Source organism: Rhodoferax sp. GW822-FHT02A01 (assembly GCF_038784515.1).
GTDB lineage: Bacteria > Pseudomonadota > Gammaproteobacteria > Burkholderiales > Burkholderiaceae_C > Allorhodoferax.
This window is the reverse complement of record NZ_CP152376.1, coordinates 4,027,974-4,049,612: the sequence shown is the minus strand read 5'-3', so window position 1 is coordinate 4,049,612 and position 21,639 is coordinate 4,027,974. Positions and strand designations below refer to the sequence as shown.

The window sequence follows — 21,639 nt, the reverse complement described above, 5'->3', positions numbered from 1 at the left end:
GCGGAGTTAAAGGCAACTTCAACCTTGAGAGGTATGTCAGCACATGCCCATGGTGGTCTCGGTCCGGCGGAAATTCTATCTGCTGCCATTTCGTCCACATCCAGGAAAGATCATCCCCAAGGGACGATGGCGAACAGCATGCGAGATTCCATGCAACAGTATTCGATACGTCGTCGCGCGGCTAATGCCCAGTAATGCGGCGACCTCCGGGATACTCCCCTGTGCATTTTCCCGTAACGCACGCGAGGGGACTACATCGAAGCGCTGCGGAAGTGGCGCTCTGACGCTAGATGCTCTCTTTCCGCCATGGCCTTTGCCAAGGGCACATCCCAAAGCCGGATGTGATCCTTGACCCACCAAGTCAGATAGCGGTACATGGCCATGGGTTCGAATCTCTGGCCCGATTGCAGCTTGTCATGCATCTCTTGCAGTTGCTTGAGCAACTCGGCGTGCGCTGCAAAGTGGTACTCCGCGAACTTATAGGCAACGTGCTCCATCTCGCGCTCTTCCCGCGAAAAATGCTCACTGGCGAAGTTCTGCAGTTCTTCGACACTGGCACACAGATCGGCGCCACCCAGCTTGCGCGCAATGGCCTCCAGCACAACATTCACGTGCCTCACCAGCTCTTGGTGTTCGGCATCAACATAGGGGTTGCCGGTGGCAAGGGACTGTGTCCAGACAAACAAGCTCATGAGTTCCCCTTTCGCGTGCACCCAGACAGATTTGGCGCTCCATGGAAAGCGCAGTATCAAGAAGGAAATGACAATTCGTTTTGCGCAAGATCAGTTCATCATTGATTTGCCAACCTGGAAGGCGGCTGAATTCACCGTGGATAACAAAAAAGCCCGTAACCATGTGGGTTACGGGCTTCTCGGATGTCAGACTGGGTTGTCTGGTGGGCGATGCAAGTTTCGAACTTGCGACCCCTGCAGTGTGAATGCAGTGCTCTACCCCTGAGCTAATCGCCCTGAATTTGTTTCAGGAAAGCCTGCGATTATACATAGAAATCAGGCCGCTTCTTTCCAAATCGCTTTTCCGCCGCTGGCTTTGTCAATTTGCTGGATCAACTCCAGGTGGGCGGTGAGCTCCTGCGGGTTTGCGGCAAGCACGGGCAGATCCAGTCGGCTGAAGTCAACCTTCTCCACGACGATGCCGGTCTGCTCGGCTGGCTCACCGGCATCCATGAGCAAGGCATCCTGACCGCGCGTCATGTTGATGTACACATCCGCGAGCAGTTCTGCATCCAGCAGCGCGCCGTGCAACGTCCGTCCGGAGTTATCGACTTCCAGGCGATCACACAAGGCGTCCAGGCTGTTGCGCTTGCCAGGAAACATCTCCTTGGCCATGACCAGCGTGTCGATCACACCGGACACATGCTCCTTGAACAACGGGAGCTTGAGCAGGCTGAGTTCAGCGTTCAAAAAGCCAATGTCAAACGCCGCGTTGTGAATGATGACTTCGGCATCTTTCACGTAGTCGAGGAACTGTTGCGCCACCTCTTGAAACTTGGGCTTGTCCTTGAGGAACTCGGACGTGATGCCGTGCACCTTGAGTGCCTCTTCGTGGCTTTCGCGGCCCGGGTTCAGGTACAGGTGCAGGTTGTTGCCGGTGAGCTTGCGGTTGACCAGCTCCACGCAACCGATTTCAATCACGCGATCGCCCTGATCGGCGTACAGGCCAGTCGTTTCGGTATCCAGAAAAATTTGACGCATAAACCGATTGTCTGCCTAGTGGTTTTCTTTGGCGTGGTTGATGGAGTACTTGGGGATTTCCACCACCAAGTCCTTTTGCGCGAGGATGGCCTGGCAGCTCAGACGCGAGTTGGGCTCCAGTCCCCAGGCCCGGTCCAGCAGGTCTTCTTCGGTCTCCTCCAACTCGTTGAGCGAGGAAAAGCCTTCACGTACCACCACGTGGCAGGTGGTGCAGGCGCAGCTCATATCGCACGCATGCTCGATGGCAATGCCGTTTTCCAGCAGCGCTTCACAAATGGATGTGCCGGCAGGCGCTGACACCTGGGCGCCCTGCGGACAGTATTCCGGGTGCGGCAGTATCTTGATGATGGGCATAGTGGGGCTTAAATGGTTTCTATGTTCTTGCCTGCAAGAGCCTGGGCAATGCCATGGTTCATGCGGGCGGCCGCAAATGATTCGGTGGCCTGCGCCAGAGCCTTGGATACGGCTTCTATATGGGCCGCATCGGTACTGGTCAAAGACTGCTCGCTGGCCTGCATGGCCTGATCAATCTCCAAGCGCTCCTCTTCGGACAGCAGTGCGCTGTCAGCCGCCAGGGCACTGCGGGTTGCCAGCAGCAGGCGATCGGCGTCCACACGGGCCTCCACCAGGGCACGGGCCTGCATGTCCTCTTGCGCGGTGCTGAAGCTGTCCTTGAGCATCTGCGCAATCTGGTCATCCGTCAGACCATAGGAAGGCTTGACATCAATATGGGCTTCCACGCCGCTGAGCTGCTCCTTGGCGCTCACGCTCAAGAGCCCATCCGCGTCCACCGTGAAGGTGACGCGAATTCGCGCCACGCCGGCAGCCATGGGAGGAATGCCGCGCAGTTCAAAACGCGCCAGGCTGCGGCAATCGGCCACCATGTCGCGCTCACCCTGCACCACATGCAGCGCCAGCGCCGTCTGGCCATCCTTGTAGGTGGTGAAGTCCTGCGCCATGGCGGTAGGGATGGTCTGGTTGCGCGGAACAATGCGCTCCACCAGTCCGCCCATGGTTTCAATGCCTAGCGACAGCGGAATCACATCCAGCAGCAACAGGTCGCCATCGGGGTTGTTGCCTGCCAACTGATTGGCCTGAATGGCAGCGCCCAGGGCCACCACTTCATCCGGATTCAGATTGACCAGCGGCTCCTGCTCAAAGAACGCGCGGGCGGCGTCACGAATCTGCGGCATGCGGGTGGAACCACCCACCATGACCACGCCCTTGATGTCATTCTTGGTCAAGGATGCATCGCGCAGCACCTTCTTGACAGCCTGCATGGTGCGCTGGGTCAAGGCTGCGGTCAAAGTCTCAAACTGCTCGCGGTTGAGTGACAGATCCATGTCGCCACTGGCAAGCTCCACTTCTGCCGGAACAATTTCCTCCGAAGAAAGCGCTTCCTTGCATTGCCGAGCCGCCGCGAGCAGCCGTGCCTGGTCTTCCATGGAGCTCACTGTCAGGCCGCTTTGTTGCAACAGCCAATCGGCCAGTGCGCGGTCGTAGTCGTCACCGCCCAGTGCCGAATCGCCGCCGGTTGCAAGTACTTCAAACACACCTGCAGACAAGCGCAGGATGGAGATGTCGAAGGTGCCACCACCCAGGTCGTACACCGCATACACGCCCTCGGAAGCGTTGTCCAGGCCATAAGCAATCGCTGCAGCCGTGGGCTCGTTGATCAGGCGCAACACGTTCAACCCGGCCAACTGGGCAGCGTCTTTGGTGGCTTGGCGCTGTGCGTCGTCAAAGTACGCCGGCACAGTGATCACCGCACCAAAAATATCGTCATTGAAGGTGTCTTCAGCACGGTAACGCAAGGTCGCCAGAATCTCTGCGCTGACCTCTACCGGGCTTTTTTCACCGGCGATGGTCTGCACTTTCACCATGCCTGGGGCGTCAACCAAGGCATACGGCAACTTATCGGCATGGGCGACATCCCGCAGTCCACGCCCCATCAAACGCTTGACCGAGGCAATCGTGTTGCCCGGATCACTCACCTGGTTCTCCAGGGCTTCAAAGCCGATTTGGCGGCGCTGCGCATCCAGGTAGCGCACCACACTGGGCAGGATCACGCGACCCTGGGCGTCTGGTAGACATTCGGCAACACCATTGCGAACAGCTGCCACCAGGGAATGAGTGGTACCCAGATCAATGCCAATGGCCACGCGCCGCTGATGCGGGTTGGGTGACTGCCCAGGCTCGGAAATTTGTAAAAGCGCCATCGTACCTACTATGCGAACTGATCCAGCCGCTGATTCAAATCCTGGGTGAACTTCTCAATAAACATCAAGGTGCGCACCACCGACACGGCGGCGGCAAAGTCCTGCTTCTCGTCCAGCAGGGTGACGCATTGTTGCAGCAGATCCTTGCGGCTTCTTTGCACGTCCTGCGAAAGGGACTCCAGCACGTCCGCACTGTCGGCGTCGTCCATGGCTTCACGCCATTCCATCTGTTGCATCAGAAAGGCTGCGGGCATCGCCGTGTTGCTATGGGCGTTCACCGGAAAGCCAGCCAGTTCGCACAGATATGCGGCACGGGCCAGCGGCTCCTTGAGACGCTGATAGGCCTCGTTGATACGGACCGACCATTGCATGGCAATGCGTTGTGCCGCCGCGCCTTGCGCAGCGAACTTGTCGGGATGCGCCTCACGCTGCAACGCCTTCCAGCGCGCATCGATGGCAGCGCGGTCTTGCGAAAACTGCCGGTTCAGACCAAACAGTTCGAAATCATCATCTTGTAGATTCACACCCGGAACGACTCGCCGCAGCCGCACTTGTCCCGTTCATTGGGATTGTTGAAACGAAAGCCTTCATTCAAGCCCTCACGCACGAAATCCAGCTGGGTACCGTCAATGTAGGCCAGGCTCTTGGGATCCACCAGCACCTTGACGCCATGGCCCTCGAACACGATATCTTCGGGAGCCAACTCGTCCACATACTCCAGCTGATATGCCAGGCCGGAGCAGCCGGTGGTCTTGACGCCCAGACGCACCCCCACACCCTTGCCACGCTTGGCAAGGTAGCGGTTGACGTGACGCGCAGCGGCCTCTGTCAGGGTAACGGCCATATCAGTTCAGGTGCTTTTTCTTGTAATCTTCCACCGCTGCCTTGATGGCATCTTCGGCCAGGATGGAGCAGTGAATCTTCACGGGTGGCAATGCGAGTTCCTCGGCAATCTCGCTGTTCTTCAAGGCAGCTGCCTGATCCAGCGTCTTGCCCTTGACCCACTCGGTCACCAGTGAGCTGGACGCAATGGCTGATCCACAACCGTAGGTCTTGAAGCGTGCGTCTTCAATGACACCGGTTTGCGGATTGACCTTGATCTGCAGCTTCATCACGTCGCCACAGGCAGGTGCACCCACCATGCCGGTGCCGACATCCTCATCACCTTTTTCAAAGGAACCCACGTTGCGGGGATTCTCATAGTGATCCACGACTTTTTCAGAATAGGCCATTTGGTTTACCTCTTTATATGGTTCAGTGTGCAGCCCATTGGATGGTGCTGATGTCAATGCCGTCTTTGTACATGTCCCACAGCGGACTCAAGTCGCGCAGCTTGGCCACGTTCTTCTTGATGGTGTCCACTGCGTAGTCAATCTCTTCTTCGGTGGTCCAGCGGCCAATCGTCATGCGCAGGCTGCTGTGTGCCAATTCATCGCTGCGCCCCAGGGCGCGCAATACGTAGCTGGGCTCCAGACTGGCGGAGGTACAGGCAGAGCCACTGCTGACGGCCAAGCCCTTGATTCCCATGATCAGCGACTCGCCTTCCACATAGTTGAAGCTCATGTTCAGGTTGTGCGGCACACGCTTTTCGGTGTGGCCGTTGATGAACACCTGCTCCACATCCTTCAAGCCGTTGAGCATGCGATCGTGCAGGGCACGGATGCGGATGTTTTCGGCGCCCATTTCTTCCTTGGCGATGCGGTAAGCCTCACCCATGCCGACGATCTGGTGCGTGGGCAAGGTGCCACTGCGCATACCGCGCTCGTGGCCACCGCCATGCATTTGCGCCTCCAGGCGGATGCGGGGCTTGCGGCGCACGAACAGTGCACCAATGCCCTTGGGGCCGTATGTCTTGTGGGAGGTCAGGCTCATCAAGTCCACCGGCAACGTAGCCAGATCAATGTCCACACGTCCGGTAGCCTGCGCCGCGTCCACGTGGAAGATCACGCCCTTTTCGCGGCAGATGGTGCCGACGGCGGCAATGTCCTGGATCACACCGATCTCGTTGTTGACGAACATGACGCTGGCCAGAATGGTATCGGGACGGATAGCCGCCTTGAAGGCTTCCAGGTCCAGCAAGCCGTCCGGCTGCACATCCATGTATGTCACGTCAAAGCCCTGGCGCTCCAACTCGCGGCAGGTATCCAGCACGGCCTTGTGCTCGGTCTTGACGGTGATGATGTGCTTACCCTTGGACTTGTAGAAGTGCGCTGCACCCTTCAAGGCCAGGTTGTTGGATTCGGTAGCGCCGGAGGTCCAGACGATTTCGCGCGGGTCTGCGCCAATCAGTGCTGCCACCTGCTCCCGGGCTTTTTCCACCGCGGCCTCCGCTTCCCAGCCCCAGGCATGGCTGCGCGAAGCAGGGTTGCCAAAATGGCTGCGCAACCAGGGAATCATGGCGTCCACCACCCGCTGGTCGCAGGGATTGGTAGCGCTGTAGTCCATGTAAATCGGAAAGTGGGGTGTGGTATCCATGACTCGCTCGATGCAATCTAAAAATAAAGTACTGACTACTCTGTGGCCAATCAGCTCTTGGAAAAGGCATTGCCCAGTGCAAACACCGAATTCGGTGCATTCACCCGGATAGGTTTGACTGCTGGCATGGCCGAGATGGCGCGCTTGACGCTGGGCTTGTCTTCGATCTGCAGGCCCTTGGCCAACTGGTCATCCACCAGTTTTTGCAGAGTGACCGAATCCAGAAACTCCACCATGCGCGTATTGAGGGAGGCCCACAAATCATGCGTCATGCAGCGGTTGCCTTCACCCAGGCAGTTTTCCTTGCCACCGCACTGGGTTGCGTCAATCGGCTCGTCCACAGAGACGATAATGTCGGCGACGGTAATGTCGCTGGCCTTACGGGCGAGCGTGTAACCGCCACCCGGTCCCCGGGTAGACTCCACCAGTTCATGGCGGCGCAGCTTGCCGAACAGTTGCTCCAGATAGGACAGCGAAATCTGCTGGCGCTGGCTGATGGCGGCCAGAGTGACCGGGCCGCTGGCTTGACGCAGGCCCAGATCGATCATTGCGGTGACCGCAAAGCGGCCTTTGGTTGTGAGACGCATGGCGAACTCCTTCTGTCCATTTGGTTGACTAACGGGCTCAAGTATAGCAAGAAACCAAGCGTTCTGCTCGGGTACCTAGACTGAGCAGTCGCAAACCCGACTATTTCGAAGGGATTGGCAATACGGCGATGTTGTCCATCCCCGGTGCGCCGAAGGCCTGCTGCTTGAGGATATGCAACTGGTCGCGCACCCGGGCAGCCTTTTCGAACTCCAGGTTGCGGGCGTGCTCCATCATCAACTTTTCCAGTCGCTTGATTTCCCGTGACACGTCCTTCTCGCTCATCTCCTCCACCTGGGCACGCGCCAGGGCATCCCGCTCCAGGCGCTCGGCCTCCTTGCCCGCCTTTTCACTGTAGACGCCGTCGATCAGATCGCGCACCTTCTTGACAATGGCCTTGGGCGTGATGCCCCGCTCCAGGTTATGGGCAATCTGCTTCTTGCGGCGGCGTTCCGTCTCACCAATCGCGCGCTCCATGGAGTCGGTGATCTTGTCTGCGTAGAGGATGGCCTTGCCTTCCAGGTTGCGCGCAGCACGGCCGATGGTCTGGATCAACGAGCGCTCGGAGCGCAGGAAGCCTTCCTTGTCCGCATCCAGAATCGCCACCAGCGATACCTCGGGAATGTCCAGCCCTTCGCGCAACAGGTTGATGCCCACCAGCACATCAAAGGTGCCCAGGCGCAGATCGCGCAAGATTTCCACCCGCTCCACGGTATCCACGTCGCTGTGCAGATAGCGCACCTTCACGCCGTTGTCGGTCAGGTAGTCGGTGAGCTGCTCGGCCATGCGCTTGGTCAGTGTGGTGATCAGCACGCGCTCGTTCTTCTCCACCCGGATGCGGATTTCCTGCAGCACGTCGTCCACCTGGGTGGTGGCCGGACGCACCTCCACTTCGGGATCGATCAGCCCGGTAGGCCGCACCACCTGCTCCACCACCTGGCCCGCGTGGTCTTTCTCCCATTGCGCCGGCGTTGCCGACACGAAGATGGCCTGGCGCATGCGCGCCTCGAACTCTTCAAACTTGAGCGGCCGGTTATCCAGCGCACTGGGCAACCGAAAGCCGTATTCCACCAACGTGGTCTTGCGTGCCCGGTCGCCGTTGTACATGCCACCAAACTGGCCGATCAACACGTGGCTCTCGTCCAGGAACATCACCGCATCCTTGGGCAGGTAATCGGTCAAGGTGGCAGGCGGCTCCCCGGGCGCAGAACCACTCAGGTGGCGTGAGTAGTTTTCAATGCCCTTGCAGTGCCCCACTTCGCTGAGCATTTCCAGATCAAACCGGGTGCGCTGCTCCAGCCGCTGCGCCTCCACCAGCTTGCCCATGGACAGAAATTCCTTGAGTCGCTGCGCCAGTTCGATCTTGATAGTTTCCACAGCGCCCAGCACCTGCTCGCGCGGGGTGACGTAGTGGCTGCTGGGGTACACGGTAAAGCGCGGGATCTTTTGCCGGATGCGCCCGGTGAGCGGGTCAAACAGTTGGAGCGACTCGATTTCGTCGTCGAACAGTTCCACGCGGATGGCCATTTCGCTGTGCTCGGCCGGGAAGATGTCAATCGTGTCGCCGCGCACCCGAAAGGCTCCGCGCGAAAAATCGATGTCGTTGCGCTGGTACTGCATGCGCACCAACTGGCTGATCATGTCGCGCTGCCCCATCTTGTCGCCGGTGCGCAGGGTCATGATCATCTGGTGGTAAGACTCGGGCGCGCCAATACCATAAATGGCCGAAACCGTTGCCACGATCACTACATCACGCCGTTCCAGAACGCTCTTGGTGCACGACAGGCGCATCTGCTCGATGTGTTCGTTGATGGCCGAGTCCTTCTCGATGAACAGATCGCGCTGGGGTACATAGGCCTCGGGCTGGTAGTAGTCGTAATAGCTCACGAAGTACTCCACCGCATTCTTGGGAAAGAACTCGCGGAACTCGCTGTACAGCTGCGCCGCCAGGGTCTTGTTGGGCGCAAACACGATGGCCGGGCGCCCCAGCTGCGCGATGACGTTGGCCATGGTGAAAGTCTTACCCGATCCCGTTACGCCAAGCAGCGTCTGGAACACCTCACCATCGTTCACACCTTCCACCAGCTGGCGTATCGCCTCGGGCTGGTCACCCGCTGGAGGATAGGGCTGGTACAACTCAAAAGGCGAATCCGGGAAGTGGACAAAAGTGCCTGTGCGCCCCGACTCCGGAGCATCGACGGCAGCAATCACGGGCGCAACGGGTTTGGGGACGGACATAGGTGCAATTTCCACTGAAGCAAACCATCAACTGTATTCCAGCTCGCCCTCTGTTTGCTACCGGTTCCGGCACGACCCTAAACCACCGGTAAAATCTGGGGTTTTCCCCACCCCCTTTCAGGATCCGTTCATGTCACTTTTCTCTGCCGTCGAAATGGCCCCCCGCGACCCCATCCTGGGTTTGAACGAACAGTTCAACGCCGATACCAACCCCAAAAAGGTCAATCTGGGCGTGGGCGTGTATTTCGGCGACGACGGCAAGCTCCCCCTGTTGCAATGCGTGCAGGCCGCAGAAAAAACCATGATGGAAAAGCCCACCGCGCGCGGCTATTTGCCCATTGACGGTATTGCCGCCTATGACGCGGCAGTCAAGAGCTTGGTGTTCGGCGCCGACAGCGAACCTGTAACTTCTGGCCGCGTGGCTACCGTGCAGGCCATTGGTGGAACCGGCGGTCTGAAGATCGGCGCGGACTTTCTCAAGCATGTCAGTCCCAACGCCAAGGTGCTGATTTCCGACCCCAGCTGGGAAAACCACCGTGCCCTCTTCACCAATGCCGGCTTCACCGTGGAAACCTATGCCTACTACGATGCGGCCAAGCGTGGCGTTAATTTTGAAGGAATGCTCGCCAGCCTGAACGCTGCGGCTCCCGGCACCATCATCGTGCTGCATGCCTGCTGCCACAACCCGACCGGCTACGACATCACCGCTGACCAATGGGATCAGGTGATTGCCGTGGTCAAGGCCAAGCAACTCACTCCGTTCCTGGACATGGCCTATCAGGGCTTTGGCCACGGCATCAAGGAAGACGGCGCCGTCATCGGCAAGTTTGTCGCAGCCGGCCTGAACTTCTTTGTGTCCACATCCTTCTCCAAGAGCTTCAGCCTGTACGGCGAACGCGTAGGCGGCCTGTCTGTTCTGTGCTCGGACAAGGAAGAAGCCAGCCGCGTGCTGAGCCAGCTCAAGATCGTGATCCGCACCAACTACTCCAACCCGCCCACCCATGGTGGTGCCGTGGTAGCCGCCGTGCTGAACAATCCCGAGCTGCGCGCCCTGTGGGAAAAGGAGCTGGGCGAAATGCGCGTGCGCATCAAGGCCATGCGCCAAAAGCTGGTGGATGGCTTCAAGGCGGCCGGCGTGAAGCAGGATATGAGCTTCATCACCACCCAGATCGGGATGTTCAGCTATTCGGGGCTTTCCAAGGACCAGATGGTGCGCCTGCGTACTGAGTTCGGCATCTACGGCACCGACACCGGCCGCATGTGTGTGGCGGCTCTCAACAGCAAGAACATCGACTACGTCTGTGAGTCCATTGCCAAGGTGATCTGACCGGCACCCCATGCGCTTTTTCCGTTCCACGGTACTGCTGCTGATCGCACTTGCTGCGACGCAGGCCATGGCGTGGGGCAGCCATACATTGGCCACCTACCGGGCATTCGAGAAGATGCCCGAGGTGGTGAATGCCTCCGTCGTGACCGTGGAGCCCCTGGAAGCTTTTCTGCGGCTGGAAGAAAACACGATTGAAGCGCTGCTGGCCAGCGAAGAGGCCTGGGCCCGGTCCAATCTGGACAAGTACCCCGCGCGGCCGGCACCTTTGGCATTTGTGGCAGATCCGGCGCGTAGCGACGAAAGCAGGCGCACCGCGTTTCTGATGGCGTTGCGCGTGGCGCCCAATGCCAAGTTCGCGTTGTACTACCAGCCGGACCCGTGGAACCCCACCACCGGCAGCCCGCTGCCGCTGAGTGCGGTAAGCACTCTACCGGAAAGCGGCAACGGTACGCCCAAATTCATTTCGCTCAAGGTGGGAGAAGCCATTCCGGTGCTTTCCGTTTTGGCGTCAGCCGCAGAAGAGCCTGACTTCGGTCTGGACATCAACTTGTGGGAAGACAGCCCATCTGACTGGGGAAAGCAATACGGCTTTGGCACTCAGCCCTTTGGCAACCCGTCCCTGCCCTATGCCACGCAGGCGCCGTTCCATATGGGGTTCATGCACGAAAGCCGCATCCTGTATGTGGCTGCTCCGTTCATCAAGCGCACCTACCCTATGCTGCGCTTCCACCAGTTCTCCACACTGGCGTCCCTGGCGTTCCGTACCGACCACGCCTACTGGGGCTGGCGCTTTGCCGGTATGGCCCTGCACTATCTGCAAGACCTGACCCAACCCTACCACGCAACCCTGGCACCGGGCGAGCCCGCCTCCCGCCTGTTGCTCATCAACGCGCTGGCGATGGCTGGCATGAGCGGCATGAAGGATGAGATGACTGTGCTGCTTTCCAACCGCCATCTGGTGCTGGAAAAGTACCAAAGCGAGCTGCTGGAACGCGCGGCCTCAGCCCGCCAGGAAGGAATGCTGGAAAAGGCGCTGCACAACCCGGACAAGGACCGGACCTATCCGGAATGGAGCGATCGCTACCTGCGCGATGTGGTGAGCCTGCAGGCCAACCACGCCGCCGCAAGCCTAGTGACAACATTGTTGGCTACCATGCCGGCAAATTACGTTTCCAATCCGGGGTTTGACTTTGGCGTGAAGGAATCCGGCATCAACTTGCTCAGCGAATTGGCCAAACAGGACGCATCGGACCGCAACCGACTGGAAACCATGGTCGCCGAATTGATGGGCAATTTCGGCTCACACAGCAGAAATGCCATACGCGGGATACTTAGGGCAAGCTCTCCACCGTGATAGAGACAAAACTGCTATATTGCACTGCACCATTTTTATAAGAGAGTGATCCATGCTGTACCAGCTTTACGAAACACAACGCTCCCTGATGGAACCTTTCGCGGATCTGGCCAACGCCGCTGCCAAGGTTTACTCCAATCCGCTTTCGTTCGCCGGGCAAAACCCGTTTGCGCAACGCATTTCGGCCACATACGACTTGTTGCACCGCCTAGGCAAGGACTACGAAAAGCCAGAATTCGGCATTCGCACGATTGAAGTGGACGGTGTGGACGTTGCCATCCACGAACGCGTGGAAATCAACAAGCCGTTTTGCGAGCTGCGCCGCTTCAAGCGCTTCAGCGACGACACCCATATCCTGGCCAAGATCAAGAACCAGCCTGCGGTCTTGATCGTTGCGCCCCTGTCGGGCCACTACGCCACCTTGCTGCGCGACACCGTCAAGAGCATGCTGCGTGACCACAAGGTCTACATCACCGATTGGAAGAACGCACGCTTGGTTCCCTTGAGCGAGGGTGAGTTTCACCTGGACGACTACGTCAACTACGTGCAGGAGTTCATCCGCCACTTGCAAAAACAGTACGGCAACTGCCACGTCATGAGCGTTTGCCAGCCCACCGTTCCGGTGCTGGCAGCGGTATCGCTGATGGCCAGCCGCGGAGAGAAGACGCCCTTGAGCATGACCATGATGGGCGGACCGATTGACGCCCGCAAATCGCCCACGGCGGTCAACAACCTGGCGATGAACAAGAGCCACACCTGGTTTGAGCACAACGTGATTTACCGCGTGCCCAGCAGCTTTCCCGGCGTAGGACGTCGCGTCTACCCTGGCTTCCTGCAGCACTCGGGTTTTGTGGCCATGAATCCGGACCACCACGCCAAGAGCCACTACGACTACTTCAAGGACCTGATCAAAGGGGACGACGCCAGTACCGAAGCCCACCGAAAGTTCTACGACGAATACAACGCCGTGTTGGACATGGACGCCGATTACTACCTGGAAACCATACGTGTGGTCTTCCAGGATTTCTGCCTGGTCAACGGGACCTGGGACGTCAAGAGTCCCGAAGGCAAGATTGAGCGGGTACACCCTGACGACATCAAGACCACTGCGTTGCTGTCCATTGAAGGTGAACTCGACGACATTTCGGGCTCTGGCCAAACGCAGGCCGTACACGAGATCTGCGGTGGTGTGCCCAAAGAAATGCAACGCCACTTCGAGGCCAAGGGCGCTGGCCACTATGGCATTTTCTCGGGTCGCCGCTGGCGCGAGCATGTGTATCCGGTGGTCAAGTCCTTCATTCTGGACCACAACACCCAGCCTGCGGCCAAGGAAACCCCACCCGTGGTGAAGGCCGTTGCAAAGGCTCCGGCAAAGGCCGCCGTGAAGACCCCCGCGAAAACCGTGGCTACCGCCGCCAAGAAGGCCGCCCCCAAGCCTGTGGCAAAACGCGCTGCGGCAAAAAAATGAAGCGATGGACGGCATGAACAACCCGCTGTGCGGGCGCATCCATGACGTCCTTCCGCAAACCCAGTGCAAGCGCTGCGGCTACCCCGATTGCCTGGGTTACGCGCAGGCAGTTGCTTCTGGTGAGGCAGATATCAATCAATGTCCGCCCGGTGGCAGCGAGGGCGTACTACGTCTGTCCACCCTGACTGGTCGTCCAGTCAAGCCGATTGACCCTGACTTCGGTGCGGAGGGGCCACGCACCGTGGCCTTCATTGACGAAGACTGGTGCATAGGCTGCACGCTGTGCATAGACGCCTGCCCGGTGGATGCCATTGTGGGTACGAACAAGCGCATGCATACGGTGATCGAGCCAGTGTGCACGGGTTGCGAACTATGCCTTCCGGTGTGCCCCGTAGATTGCATCCTGCTGGAAAACGTAAGCGGTGAAGCTACGGGCTGGGAGGCCTGGTCCGCGCCTCAGGCGCAAGCAGCGCGCCAGCTTTACGAAGCCAGAACCTCGCGCCTGCAACGCGAGGCCGAAGAGCACCAGCAACGGCTGGTGGCCAAGGCGGAACTCAAGCTGTCGGACTTGGCTGCGCACTCCCAGCACACCGACCCCGCGGTGCTCGACAAGAAGCGCGCCATCATTGAGGCAGCGTTGGCGCGCGCCCGCGCCAAACGCCAGCAAGGCTAGACGCTGGGGCCTGGAAAGGCCAGTTGCGAGAAGGCCTTAACGACCTCGGGCGGTGCCTGTACCAGCTCGATCAACACGCCCTCGCCAGCAATCGGAAACTCCTCGCTGGCCTTGGGGTGCAGAAAGCAGATGTCAAAGCCGGCAGCGCCCTTGCGGATGCCCCCCGGCGCGAAGCGCACGCCGTGTGCCGTAAGCCATTCCACGGCGGTAGGCAGGTCGTCAATCCACAGGCCGATGTGGTTGAGTGGCGTTGCATGGACCGCGGGTTTTTTGTCCAGGTCCATGGGTTGCATCAAGTCCACTTCCACCTTGAAAGGTCCGGCGCCGATAGCGCAGATGTCTTCATCCACGTTCTCTTTTTCGCTCTGGAACGTGCCGGTCACTTGCAGGCCCAGCATGTCCACCCAAAGCTTTTGCAGCCGCTTCTTGTCCGGCCCACCAATGGCAATCTGCTGGACCCCCAGCACTTGAAAAGGGCGTTTCATTTAGACGAACTCCACAATGGCCTGGTCGACCGACAGGCTCTCTCCCTTGCCAGCGAGAACCTTGCCAACAACGCCGTCTGCCGCAGCAAACAGCACGTTTTCCATCTTCATGGCTTCGATCACGGCCACGCGCTCACCGGCCTGCACCTTCTGGCCAGGCACCACGGCCACATCCACCAGCAAGCCGGGCATGGGCGAGAGCACAAAGCGGCTCATGTCCGGTGGTGCCTTGAACGGCATCAGCGCATGCAGCTCGGCCCAGCGTGGTGCCATCACCATCACATCGACACGGGTACCGTTGTGCTGTACGCGCAGGGCCAGTGGGTTATTGGGTGTGCCGCGCTCCACTTGCGCCGTAAACGGAACACCGTTGACGGTGCCTTCCACGCGGATTTCGTTGATGCGCGTGTGGCTCTGAATGGCGTAGGAGTCGCTGCCAACGCGCAGACGGGCAGAACCTGTTTCCCCGTCGTAGCCCTCCACGTGCACCGGGGTGTATGTGGATTTGCCGTCGGTAGACAGTGTGACCACGGTGTAGCTCTTGCCTTCGCTCACCGCATAGCCCGGCAACTGACCGCTCATGGAAGCAGCGCGCTCCCGTGATTTGCGGCGCACGAACGCAGCCAGGGCCAGCAGGAAGTTGGAGTCATCGTGCGGCACGTCTTCCGCAAAGAATCCTTTGCTGTAGTGCTCTGCAATGAAGCCGGTATTGAAGTCGCCGGTAACAAACTTGGGGTGGGCCAACAAGGCCGACTGGAACGGGATGTTGCTGGACACGCCGCGAATCACGAAGCCGTTGAGCGCTTCACGCATCTTGGCAATCGCCTCTTTGCGGTCCTTGCCGTGCACGATCAGCTTGGCGATCATGGAGTCGTAGTACATGGGGATCTCGCCACCATCCTGCACGCCGGTATCCACACGCACGCCCAGCAAATGCTCGATGTCACCCTGGAACATGGTCTGCTCAGGTGGCAAGAAGCGCACCAGACGGCCAGTGGAAGGCAGGAAGTTGCGGAACGGGTCTTCGGCGTTGATGCGGCACTCGATGGCCCAGCCGTTGCGCTTGACGTCAGCCTGCGTCAGCGGCAGCTTCTCGCCGGCTGCCACACGGATCATCAGCTCCACCAGGTCCAGGCCGGTGATGGCTTCGGTCACCGGGTGCTCCACCTGCAGGCGGGTGTTCATCTCCAGGAAGTAGAAGCTCTGGTCCTTGCCGACCACGAACTCCACGGTGCCGGCGCTTTGGTACTTCACTGCCTTGGCCAGTGCCACGGCCTGCTCGCCCATGGCCTTGCGGGTGGCGTCGCTGATGAAAGGCGATGGCGCCTCTTCAATCACCTTCTGGTGGCGGCGCTGGATGGAGCATTCCCGCTCGTTAAGGTACAGCACGTTGCCATGCGCATCGCCAATCAACTGGATTTCGATGTGGCGCGGCTCTTCCACAAACTTCTCGATGAACACGCGGTCATCGCCAAAACTGTTGCGTGCCTCGTTGCGGCAGCTGGTAAAGCCCTCCAGCGCCTCCTTGTCATTCCAGGCCACACGCAGACCCTTGCCCCCGCCACCGGCGCTGGCCTTGATCATGACCGGGTAGCCAATGCCCTTGGCAATTTCCACCGCCTTCTCGGGCGACTCGATGGCATCGTTCACACCGGGGATGCAGTTCACACCGGCTGCGCCAGCCAGCTTCTTGGATTCGATCTTGTCGCCCATGGCGGCAATCGAATAATGCTTGGGGCCGATGAAGGCAATGCCCTCCTCTTCCACACGCTTGGAGAACTCGGCGTTCTCACTCAGGAAGCCGTAACCTGGGTGCACCGCCTGCGCACCGGTCTGCTTGCAGGCGGCAATGATCTTTTCGGCCTGTAGATAGCTCTCACGGCTAGGTGCCGGACCAATGTGCACGGCCTCGTCAGCCAGCAGCACATGGCGGGCGTCGCGGTCCGCATCGGAATACACCGCCACGGTTTTGATGCCCATCTTGCGGGCGGTGGCGATGACGCGGCAAGCGATTTCGCCGCGGTTTGCAATCAATATCTTGGTAAACACTTGGTGTCTCCTAACAATGTGTATCTGGCGTCTGTCTTAGTTTGGGCGAGCCCCTACCAACCGGATCGGGCTGCCCGAACGTTTTGCGTAGGTAAAGGAGGAGCCCGAAAGGCGGGGGACACGGAGCAAAATGCTCGGGTAGCCCAATCCTGCGAGAGAAGAGTGCGTTTCCATACAACTCACAATGGAATATTGCCGTGCTTGCGCCACGGGTTTTCCAGTTTCTTGTCCTTGAGCATCACCAGCGAGCGGCAGATGCGTTTGCGCGTCTCGTGCGGCAGGATCACGTCGTCGATGAAGCCGCGCGCGCCCGCCACAAACGGGTTGGCAAAGCGGGCCTTGTATTCGGCTTCCTTGGCAGCGAGCTTCTCGGGGTCGCCCTTGTCTTCACGGAAGATGATTTCCACTGCGCCCTTGGCACCCATCACCGCGATTTCGGCGTTGGGCCAAGCAAAGTTCACGTCACCGCGCAAATGCTTGGAGCTCATCACGTCGTAGGCGCCGCCGTAGGCCTTGCGGGTGATGACAGTGATCTTGGGCACCGTGCATTCGGCATAGGCGTAAAGCAGCTTGGCGCCGTGCTTGATGATGCCGCCGTACTCCTGCGTGGTGCCGGGCATGAAGCCGGGCACGTCCACGAAGGTAATCACGGGAATGTTGAACGCATCGCAGAAGCGCACAAAGCGTGCGGCCTTGATAGAGCTCTTGATGTCAAGGCAACCCGCCAGCACCAGCGGCTGGTTGGCGACGATGCCCACAGTCTGGCCATCCATGCGGGCAAAGCCGATCAGGATATTCTTGGCGTACTCGGGCTGGATCTCGAAGAAGTCGCCATCGTCCACGGTCTTGACGATGAGTTCCTTCATGTCATAGGCCTTGTTGGGATTGTCCGGCACCAGGGTGTCCAAGCTCTTGTCCTGGCGGTCGCTGGGGTCACCGCTCTTGCGCACGGGCGGCTTCTCGCGGTTGGACAAGGGCAGGTAGTTGTAGAGGCGGCGCAGCATCAGCAGCGCTTCCACATCATTCTCAAACGCCAGATCGGCCACACCGCTCTTGGTGGTGTGGGTCACGGCGCCGCCCAGTTCCTCGGCCGTCACCTCTTCGTGCGTCACGGTCTTCACCACTTCGGGGCCGGTCACGAACATGTAGGAGCTGTCCTTGACCATGAAGATGAAGTCAGTCATGGCGGGCGAATACACCGCGCCACCTGCGGACGGACCCATGATCATGCTGATTTGCGGAATGACGCCGCTGGCCATCACATTGCGCTGGAACACATCGGCGTAGCCGCCCAGAGACGCCACGCCTTCCTGGATACGTGCGCCACCCGAGTCGTTGAGGCCGATCACCGGTGCGCCGACCTTCATGGCCTGGTCCATCACCTTGCAAATCTTTTCCGCATGGGATTCGCTCAGTGCACCACCAAACACGGTGAAGTCCTGGCTGAACACAAACACGAGGCGGCCATTGATCATGCCGTAGCCGGTCACCACGCCGTCGCCGGGAATCTTGTTGTCGGCCATGCCGAAGTCCACACAGCGGTGTTCCACAAACATGTCCCATTCCTCAAAAGTGCCTTCGTCCAGCAGCACTTCGATGCGCTCACGCGCCGTGAGCTTTCCCTTCTTGTGCTGTGCGTCGATGCGCTTTTGGCCACCGCCCAGGCGCGCGAGCTCGCGCTTGGCTTCGAGTTGTTCCAGGATATCGTGCATGGTTTCCTTCTTTCTGGTCTCTGTCTAAAGGGTTGCTGGCGGCGTGCTGGTGGCAAGCGCGGCCAGTAGATTGCGGGCTGCCGTGCTGGCGGCCATCTGACCGGACTGCACTGCAGCGGTAAATGCGGGCAGTTGCGCACGCACTGCCGGGTTGTTCTTGAATGACTGCTTGAGGCCCGCATCGATGCGCTCCCACATCCACGCCAGCGCCTGGTGCTGGCGGCGGCTGGCGAATTGGCCATTGGCGGTTTGGAGGCGCTGGAAAGAGCTGACCGCTTCCCAAAAGGCGTCCAGCCCCTGCCCCTGCAGCGCGCTGAGGCGGATCACCTGCGGGTGCCAATACTTGTCACTGTGCGGGTCGTGCGGATTGCCGTTGAGGCCCAGCAAACGCAGGCTGGATGTGATTTGCGCTTGCGCCCGCATGGCAGCGTCAGCGTCAATGTCGGCCTTGTTGATCACCACTAGGTCGGCCAGCTCCATCACGCCCTTCTTGATGGCCTGCAGATCGTCACCCGCATTGGGCAACTGCATCAGCACAAACATGTCGGTCATGCCTTGCACCGCAGTCTCGCTCTGGCCCACGCCCACGGTTTCCACAATCACGATGTCAAAGCCCGCGGCCTCACACACCAGCATGGCTTCACGGGTCTTCTCGGCCACGCCACCCAGTGTGCCGCTGGATGGGCTGGGCCGGATGTAGGCGCGCTCGTGCATGGAAAGCTTCTCCATGCGCGTCTTGTCCCCCAGGATGGAGCCGCCGGACAACGAGCTGCTCGGGTCCACCGCCAGCACCGCCACACGATGGCCTTTGTCTATCAGGTACAAGCCCAGCGCTTCGATGAAGGTGCTCTTGCCCACACCGGGCACGCCACTGATGCCCAGACGCAGCGACCTGCCGCTGTGGGGTAGCAACTCGGTCAGCAAGGCATCCGCCTGCGCACGATGGTCCGCACGGGTGGATTCCAGCAAGGTGATGGCCTTGGCAATGGCGCGGCGCTGCAGCGCACCCGTTGCCTGCACCACTTCGCCGGCCCGCAACGCTGCACGCGCGTCAGGAGCGGTCACAGAATCAGCAGCCATCCACATTGCCTCGGGTTCGCCGCTCAGGCGGTTGCCAAGGCCTTCTTGATGTTGTCGAGCACGTCACGTGCGCTGGCAGGGATGGGCGTACCTGGGCCATAGATGCCCTTGACGCCGGCTTGGTACAGGAAGTCGTAGTCCTGGCGCGGAATCACACCGCCTACAAACACGATGATGTCATCCGCGCCCTGTTTCTTGAGTTCGGCAATGATGGCCGGCACCAGCGTCTTGTGGCCCGCTGCCAGCGTGGAGACGCCAACCGCATGTACATCGTTCTCGATGGCCTGGCGTGCGCATTCTTCGGGCGTCTGAAACAGCGGGCCCATGTCCACATCAAAGCCCAGGTCGGCAAAGGCGGTAGCCACCACCTTGGCGCCGCGGTCGTGACCGTCCTGACCCAGCTTGCTGATCATCACGCGGGGACGACGGCCCTGCTCTTCTGCGAAGGCGGCAATGTCGGTCTTGAGTTGGTCCCAGAATTCCATGGTGTCCCCTTGGGTGCTATCGTACGCCGCTGCATACACCCCCGTCACCTTTTGCGTGTCGGCGCGGTGGCGGCCAAAGGCTTTTTCCAGCGCATCGCTCACCTCACCAACGGTGGCCCGCAGGCGAATGGCCTGGATGGAGAGGTCGAGCAGATTGCCGGTATTGCTCTCCGCGGCTTGCGTCAACGCGGCCAGTGCTTGCTGCACCTTGGCGCTGTCGCGGCTGGCGCGGATGCTTTGCAGGCGAGCAATCTGGCCATCGCGCACTGCCACGTTGTCGATGTCGCGCGCCTCGATGGTGTCTTCGGTCTTGAGTTTGTACTTGTTCACGCCCACGATCACGTCGCGGCCGGAGTCAATGCGCGCCTGCTTGTCGGCAGCAGCGGCTTCGATCTTGAGCTTGGCCCAGCCGGAGTCCACGGCCTTGGTCATGCCGCCCATGGCCTCCACTTCTTCGATGATCTTCCACGCGGCATCGGCCATGTCCTGGGTCAGCTTCTCCATCATGTAGCTGCCGGCCCAGGGGTCGATCACATTGGTGATGTGGGTCTCTTCCTGGATGATGAGCTGGGTGTTGCGGGCAATGCGCGCGCTGAACTCGGTGGGCAGCGCGATGGCTTCGTCAAAGCTGTTGGTATGCAGGGATTGGGTTCCGCCAAACACCGCTGCCATGGCTTCGATGGTGGTACGCACCACGTTGTTGTAGGGGTCCTGCTCGGTGAGCGACCAACCGGATGTCTGGCAGTGCGTGCGTAGCATCAGGCTCTTGGGGTTCTTGGCATCGAAACCCTTCATGATGCGGCACCACAGCAGGCGGGCTGCGCGCATCTTGGCCACTTCCAGATAGAAGTTCATGCCAATGGCCCAGAAGAAGGACAAACGCCCTGCAAACTCATCCACATCCAGACCGGACGCGATAGCCGTCTTCACATATTCCTTGCCGTCGGCCAGGGTGAATGCCAGTTCCAACGCCTGGTTGGCACCGGCTTCCTGCATGTGGTAACCCGAAATGGAAATCGAGTTGAACTTGGGCATGTTCTTGGCGGTGTAGCCAATGATGTCGCCGATGATGCGCATGCTCGGTGCCGGCGGGTAGATGTAGGTGTTGCGCACCATGAACTCTTTCAGAATGTCGTTCTGAATCGTTCCGGAAAGCTTGTCCTGCGAGACGCCTTGCTCTTCAGCGGCTACCACATAGCCGGCCAGCACCGGCAACACGGCGCCGTTCATGGTCATGGAGACCGATACCTTGTCCAACGGAATTTCGTTGAACAGGATCTTCATGTCTTCTACCGAGTCGATCGCCACACCGGCCTTGCCGACGTCACCGGTCACGCGCGGATGGTCCGAGTCATAGCCACGATGGGTGGCCAGGTCGAAAGCCACGCTCACGCCCTGACCACCTGCCGCCAGTGCCTTTCTGTAGAAGGCATTGCTCTCCTCGGCCGTCGAAAAACCTGCGTACTGGCGGATGGTCCAGGGCCGCACCGCGTACATGGTGGCCTGCGGTCCACGCAAATAAGGCTCAAAACCGGGCAGCGTGTCGGCGTGCTTCAAGTCCGCCGTGTCAGCCGCTGTGTACAAGGGCTTGACCGCAATCCCGTCGGGCGTGATCCAGTTCAAAGCGTCCACATTGCCGCCGGGCGCGGACTTGGCGGCGGCTTTGGCCCAGGCGTCCAGCGTGGCGGTCTTGAATTCGGGGTTTTTGTCAGTCATGGCGGTCATCGTGGTCAATGGGTCAGGCCGCCAGGACAAATCCTGGGTGGCCCGGAGGGCT

At 59.8% G+C, this 21,639-nt stretch carries 19 protein-coding genes and 1 tRNA gene; 4 read left to right on the top strand and 16 right to left on the bottom strand.

What is annotated here, in order from left to right:
• Positions 1–251: 251 nt before the first annotated feature.
• The 11 genes from AAGF34_RS19280 to uvrB all read right to left on the bottom strand — a co-directional run bounded on the left by AAGF34_RS19280 (position 252) and on the right by uvrB (position 9,229).
• Positions 252–692 (bottom strand): hemerythrin family protein, encoded by a 441-nt coding sequence (locus AAGF34_RS19280; RefSeq protein WP_342617323.1) that lies wholly within the window; start codon positions 690–692, stop codon positions 252–254.
• A 201-nt stretch (positions 693–893) separates the two neighbouring features.
• Positions 894–968, bottom strand: a tRNA-Val gene (locus AAGF34_RS19275).
• Positions 969–1,007: 39 nt separating this feature from the next.
• Positions 1,008–1,712 carry a DNA polymerase III subunit epsilon gene (dnaQ, locus tag AAGF34_RS19270; RefSeq protein ID WP_342617322.1) on the bottom strand — a complete coding sequence of 235 codons (705 nt, stop codon included), beginning with the start codon at positions 1,710–1,712 and terminating at the stop codon, positions 1,008–1,010.
• A 15-nt stretch (positions 1,713–1,727) separates the two neighbouring features.
• Positions 1,728–2,066 carry an ISC system 2Fe-2S type ferredoxin gene (gene fdx / locus AAGF34_RS19265; protein ID WP_342617321.1) on the bottom strand — a complete coding sequence of 113 codons (339 nt, stop codon included), beginning with the start codon at positions 2,064–2,066 and terminating at the stop codon, positions 1,728–1,730.
• Between the two features lie 8 nt (positions 2,067–2,074).
• Positions 2,075–3,931: a Fe-S protein assembly chaperone HscA gene (gene hscA / locus AAGF34_RS19260; RefSeq protein WP_342617320.1), complete on the bottom strand. Its 1,857-nt coding sequence runs from the start codon at positions 3,929–3,931 to the stop codon at positions 2,075–2,077.
• An 8-nt stretch (positions 3,932–3,939) separates the two neighbouring features.
• A complete protein-coding gene (hscB, locus tag AAGF34_RS19255; RefSeq protein ID WP_342617319.1) occupies positions 3,940–4,455 on the bottom strand; it encodes a Fe-S protein assembly co-chaperone HscB in 516 nt (171 codons plus the stop codon).
• Positions 4,452–4,775 (bottom strand): iron-sulfur cluster assembly protein IscA, encoded by a 324-nt coding sequence (gene iscA / locus AAGF34_RS19250; RefSeq protein ID WP_342617318.1) that lies wholly within the window; start codon positions 4,773–4,775, stop codon positions 4,452–4,454. The genes hscB and iscA overlap by 4 nt, the downstream gene beginning before the upstream one ends.
• Before the next feature lies 1 nt (position 4,776).
• Positions 4,777–5,163: a Fe-S cluster assembly scaffold IscU gene (gene iscU / locus AAGF34_RS19245; RefSeq protein ID WP_342617317.1), complete on the bottom strand. Its 387-nt coding sequence runs from the start codon at positions 5,161–5,163 to the stop codon at positions 4,777–4,779.
• Between the two features lie 22 nt (positions 5,164–5,185).
• Positions 5,186–6,406 (bottom strand): IscS subfamily cysteine desulfurase, encoded by a 1,221-nt coding sequence (locus AAGF34_RS19240; protein ID WP_342617316.1) that lies wholly within the window; start codon positions 6,404–6,406, stop codon positions 5,186–5,188.
• A gap of 50 nt (positions 6,407–6,456) precedes the next feature.
• A complete protein-coding gene (iscR, locus tag AAGF34_RS19235; RefSeq protein ID WP_342617315.1) occupies positions 6,457–6,993 on the bottom strand; it encodes a Fe-S cluster assembly transcriptional regulator IscR in 537 nt (178 codons plus the stop codon).
• A gap of 100 nt (positions 6,994–7,093) precedes the next feature.
• Positions 7,094–9,229 carry an excinuclease ABC subunit UvrB gene (uvrB, locus tag AAGF34_RS19230; RefSeq protein ID WP_342617314.1) on the bottom strand — a complete coding sequence of 712 codons (2,136 nt, stop codon included), beginning with the start codon at positions 9,227–9,229 and terminating at the stop codon, positions 7,094–7,096.
• A gap of 130 nt (positions 9,230–9,359) precedes the next feature.
• Here uvrB and AAGF34_RS19225 point away from each other — a divergent pair, with 130 nt between their 5' ends.
• Genes AAGF34_RS19225 through rsxB form a run of 4 tightly spaced genes read left to right on the top strand, consistent with a single transcriptional unit; the run spans position 9,360 to position 14,051 of the window.
• Complete coding sequence (locus AAGF34_RS19225; RefSeq protein ID WP_342617313.1) at positions 9,360–10,556, top strand: amino acid aminotransferase; 1,197 nt, start codon at positions 9,360–9,362, stop codon at positions 10,554–10,556.
• A 10-nt stretch (positions 10,557–10,566) separates the two neighbouring features.
• The gene (locus AAGF34_RS19220; RefSeq protein ID WP_342617312.1) at positions 10,567–11,910 is read left to right on the top strand and encodes a hypothetical protein; all 1,344 of its coding nucleotides are present in this window, start codon (positions 10,567–10,569) and stop codon (positions 11,908–11,910) included.
• 52 nt (positions 11,911–11,962) lie between these two features.
• The gene (gene phaZ / locus AAGF34_RS19215) at positions 11,963–13,378 is read left to right on the top strand and encodes a polyhydroxyalkanoate depolymerase (protein ID WP_342617311.1); all 1,416 of its coding nucleotides are present in this window, start codon (positions 11,963–11,965) and stop codon (positions 13,376–13,378) included.
• Positions 13,379–13,391: 13 nt separating this feature from the next.
• Entirely contained in the window at positions 13,392–14,051 is a 660-nt protein-coding gene (rsxB, locus tag AAGF34_RS19210) for an electron transport complex subunit RsxB (RefSeq protein WP_342617310.1), read from the top strand.
• Here rsxB and AAGF34_RS19205 read toward each other — a convergent pair.
• From AAGF34_RS19205 to scpA, 5 genes are all read right to left on the bottom strand, one after another.
• On the bottom strand, positions 14,048–14,536 hold the full coding sequence (locus AAGF34_RS19205; RefSeq protein ID WP_342617309.1) for a VOC family protein: 489 nt from the start codon (positions 14,534–14,536) through the stop codon (positions 14,048–14,050). The genes rsxB and AAGF34_RS19205 overlap by 4 nt on opposite strands.
• Positions 14,537–16,585, bottom strand: coding sequence for an acetyl/propionyl/methylcrotonyl-CoA carboxylase subunit alpha (locus AAGF34_RS19200; protein WP_342617308.1), 2,049 nt, complete (start codon positions 16,583–16,585; stop codon positions 14,537–14,539).
• Positions 16,586–16,764: 179 nt separating this feature from the next.
• Positions 16,765–18,297 carry an acyl-CoA carboxylase subunit beta gene (locus AAGF34_RS19195; RefSeq protein ID WP_342617307.1) on the bottom strand — a complete coding sequence of 511 codons (1,533 nt, stop codon included), beginning with the start codon at positions 18,295–18,297 and terminating at the stop codon, positions 16,765–16,767.
• Positions 18,298–18,321: 24 nt separating this feature from the next.
• Complete coding sequence (gene meaB / locus AAGF34_RS19190) at positions 18,322–19,377, bottom strand: methylmalonyl Co-A mutase-associated GTPase MeaB (RefSeq protein WP_342617306.1); 1,056 nt, start codon at positions 19,375–19,377, stop codon at positions 18,322–18,324.
• A 23-nt stretch (positions 19,378–19,400) separates the two neighbouring features.
• The gene (scpA, locus tag AAGF34_RS19185) at positions 19,401–21,578 is read right to left on the bottom strand and encodes a methylmalonyl-CoA mutase (RefSeq protein WP_342617305.1); all 2,178 of its coding nucleotides are present in this window, start codon (positions 21,576–21,578) and stop codon (positions 19,401–19,403) included.
• Between the last annotated feature and the right edge of the window lie 61 nt (positions 21,579–21,639).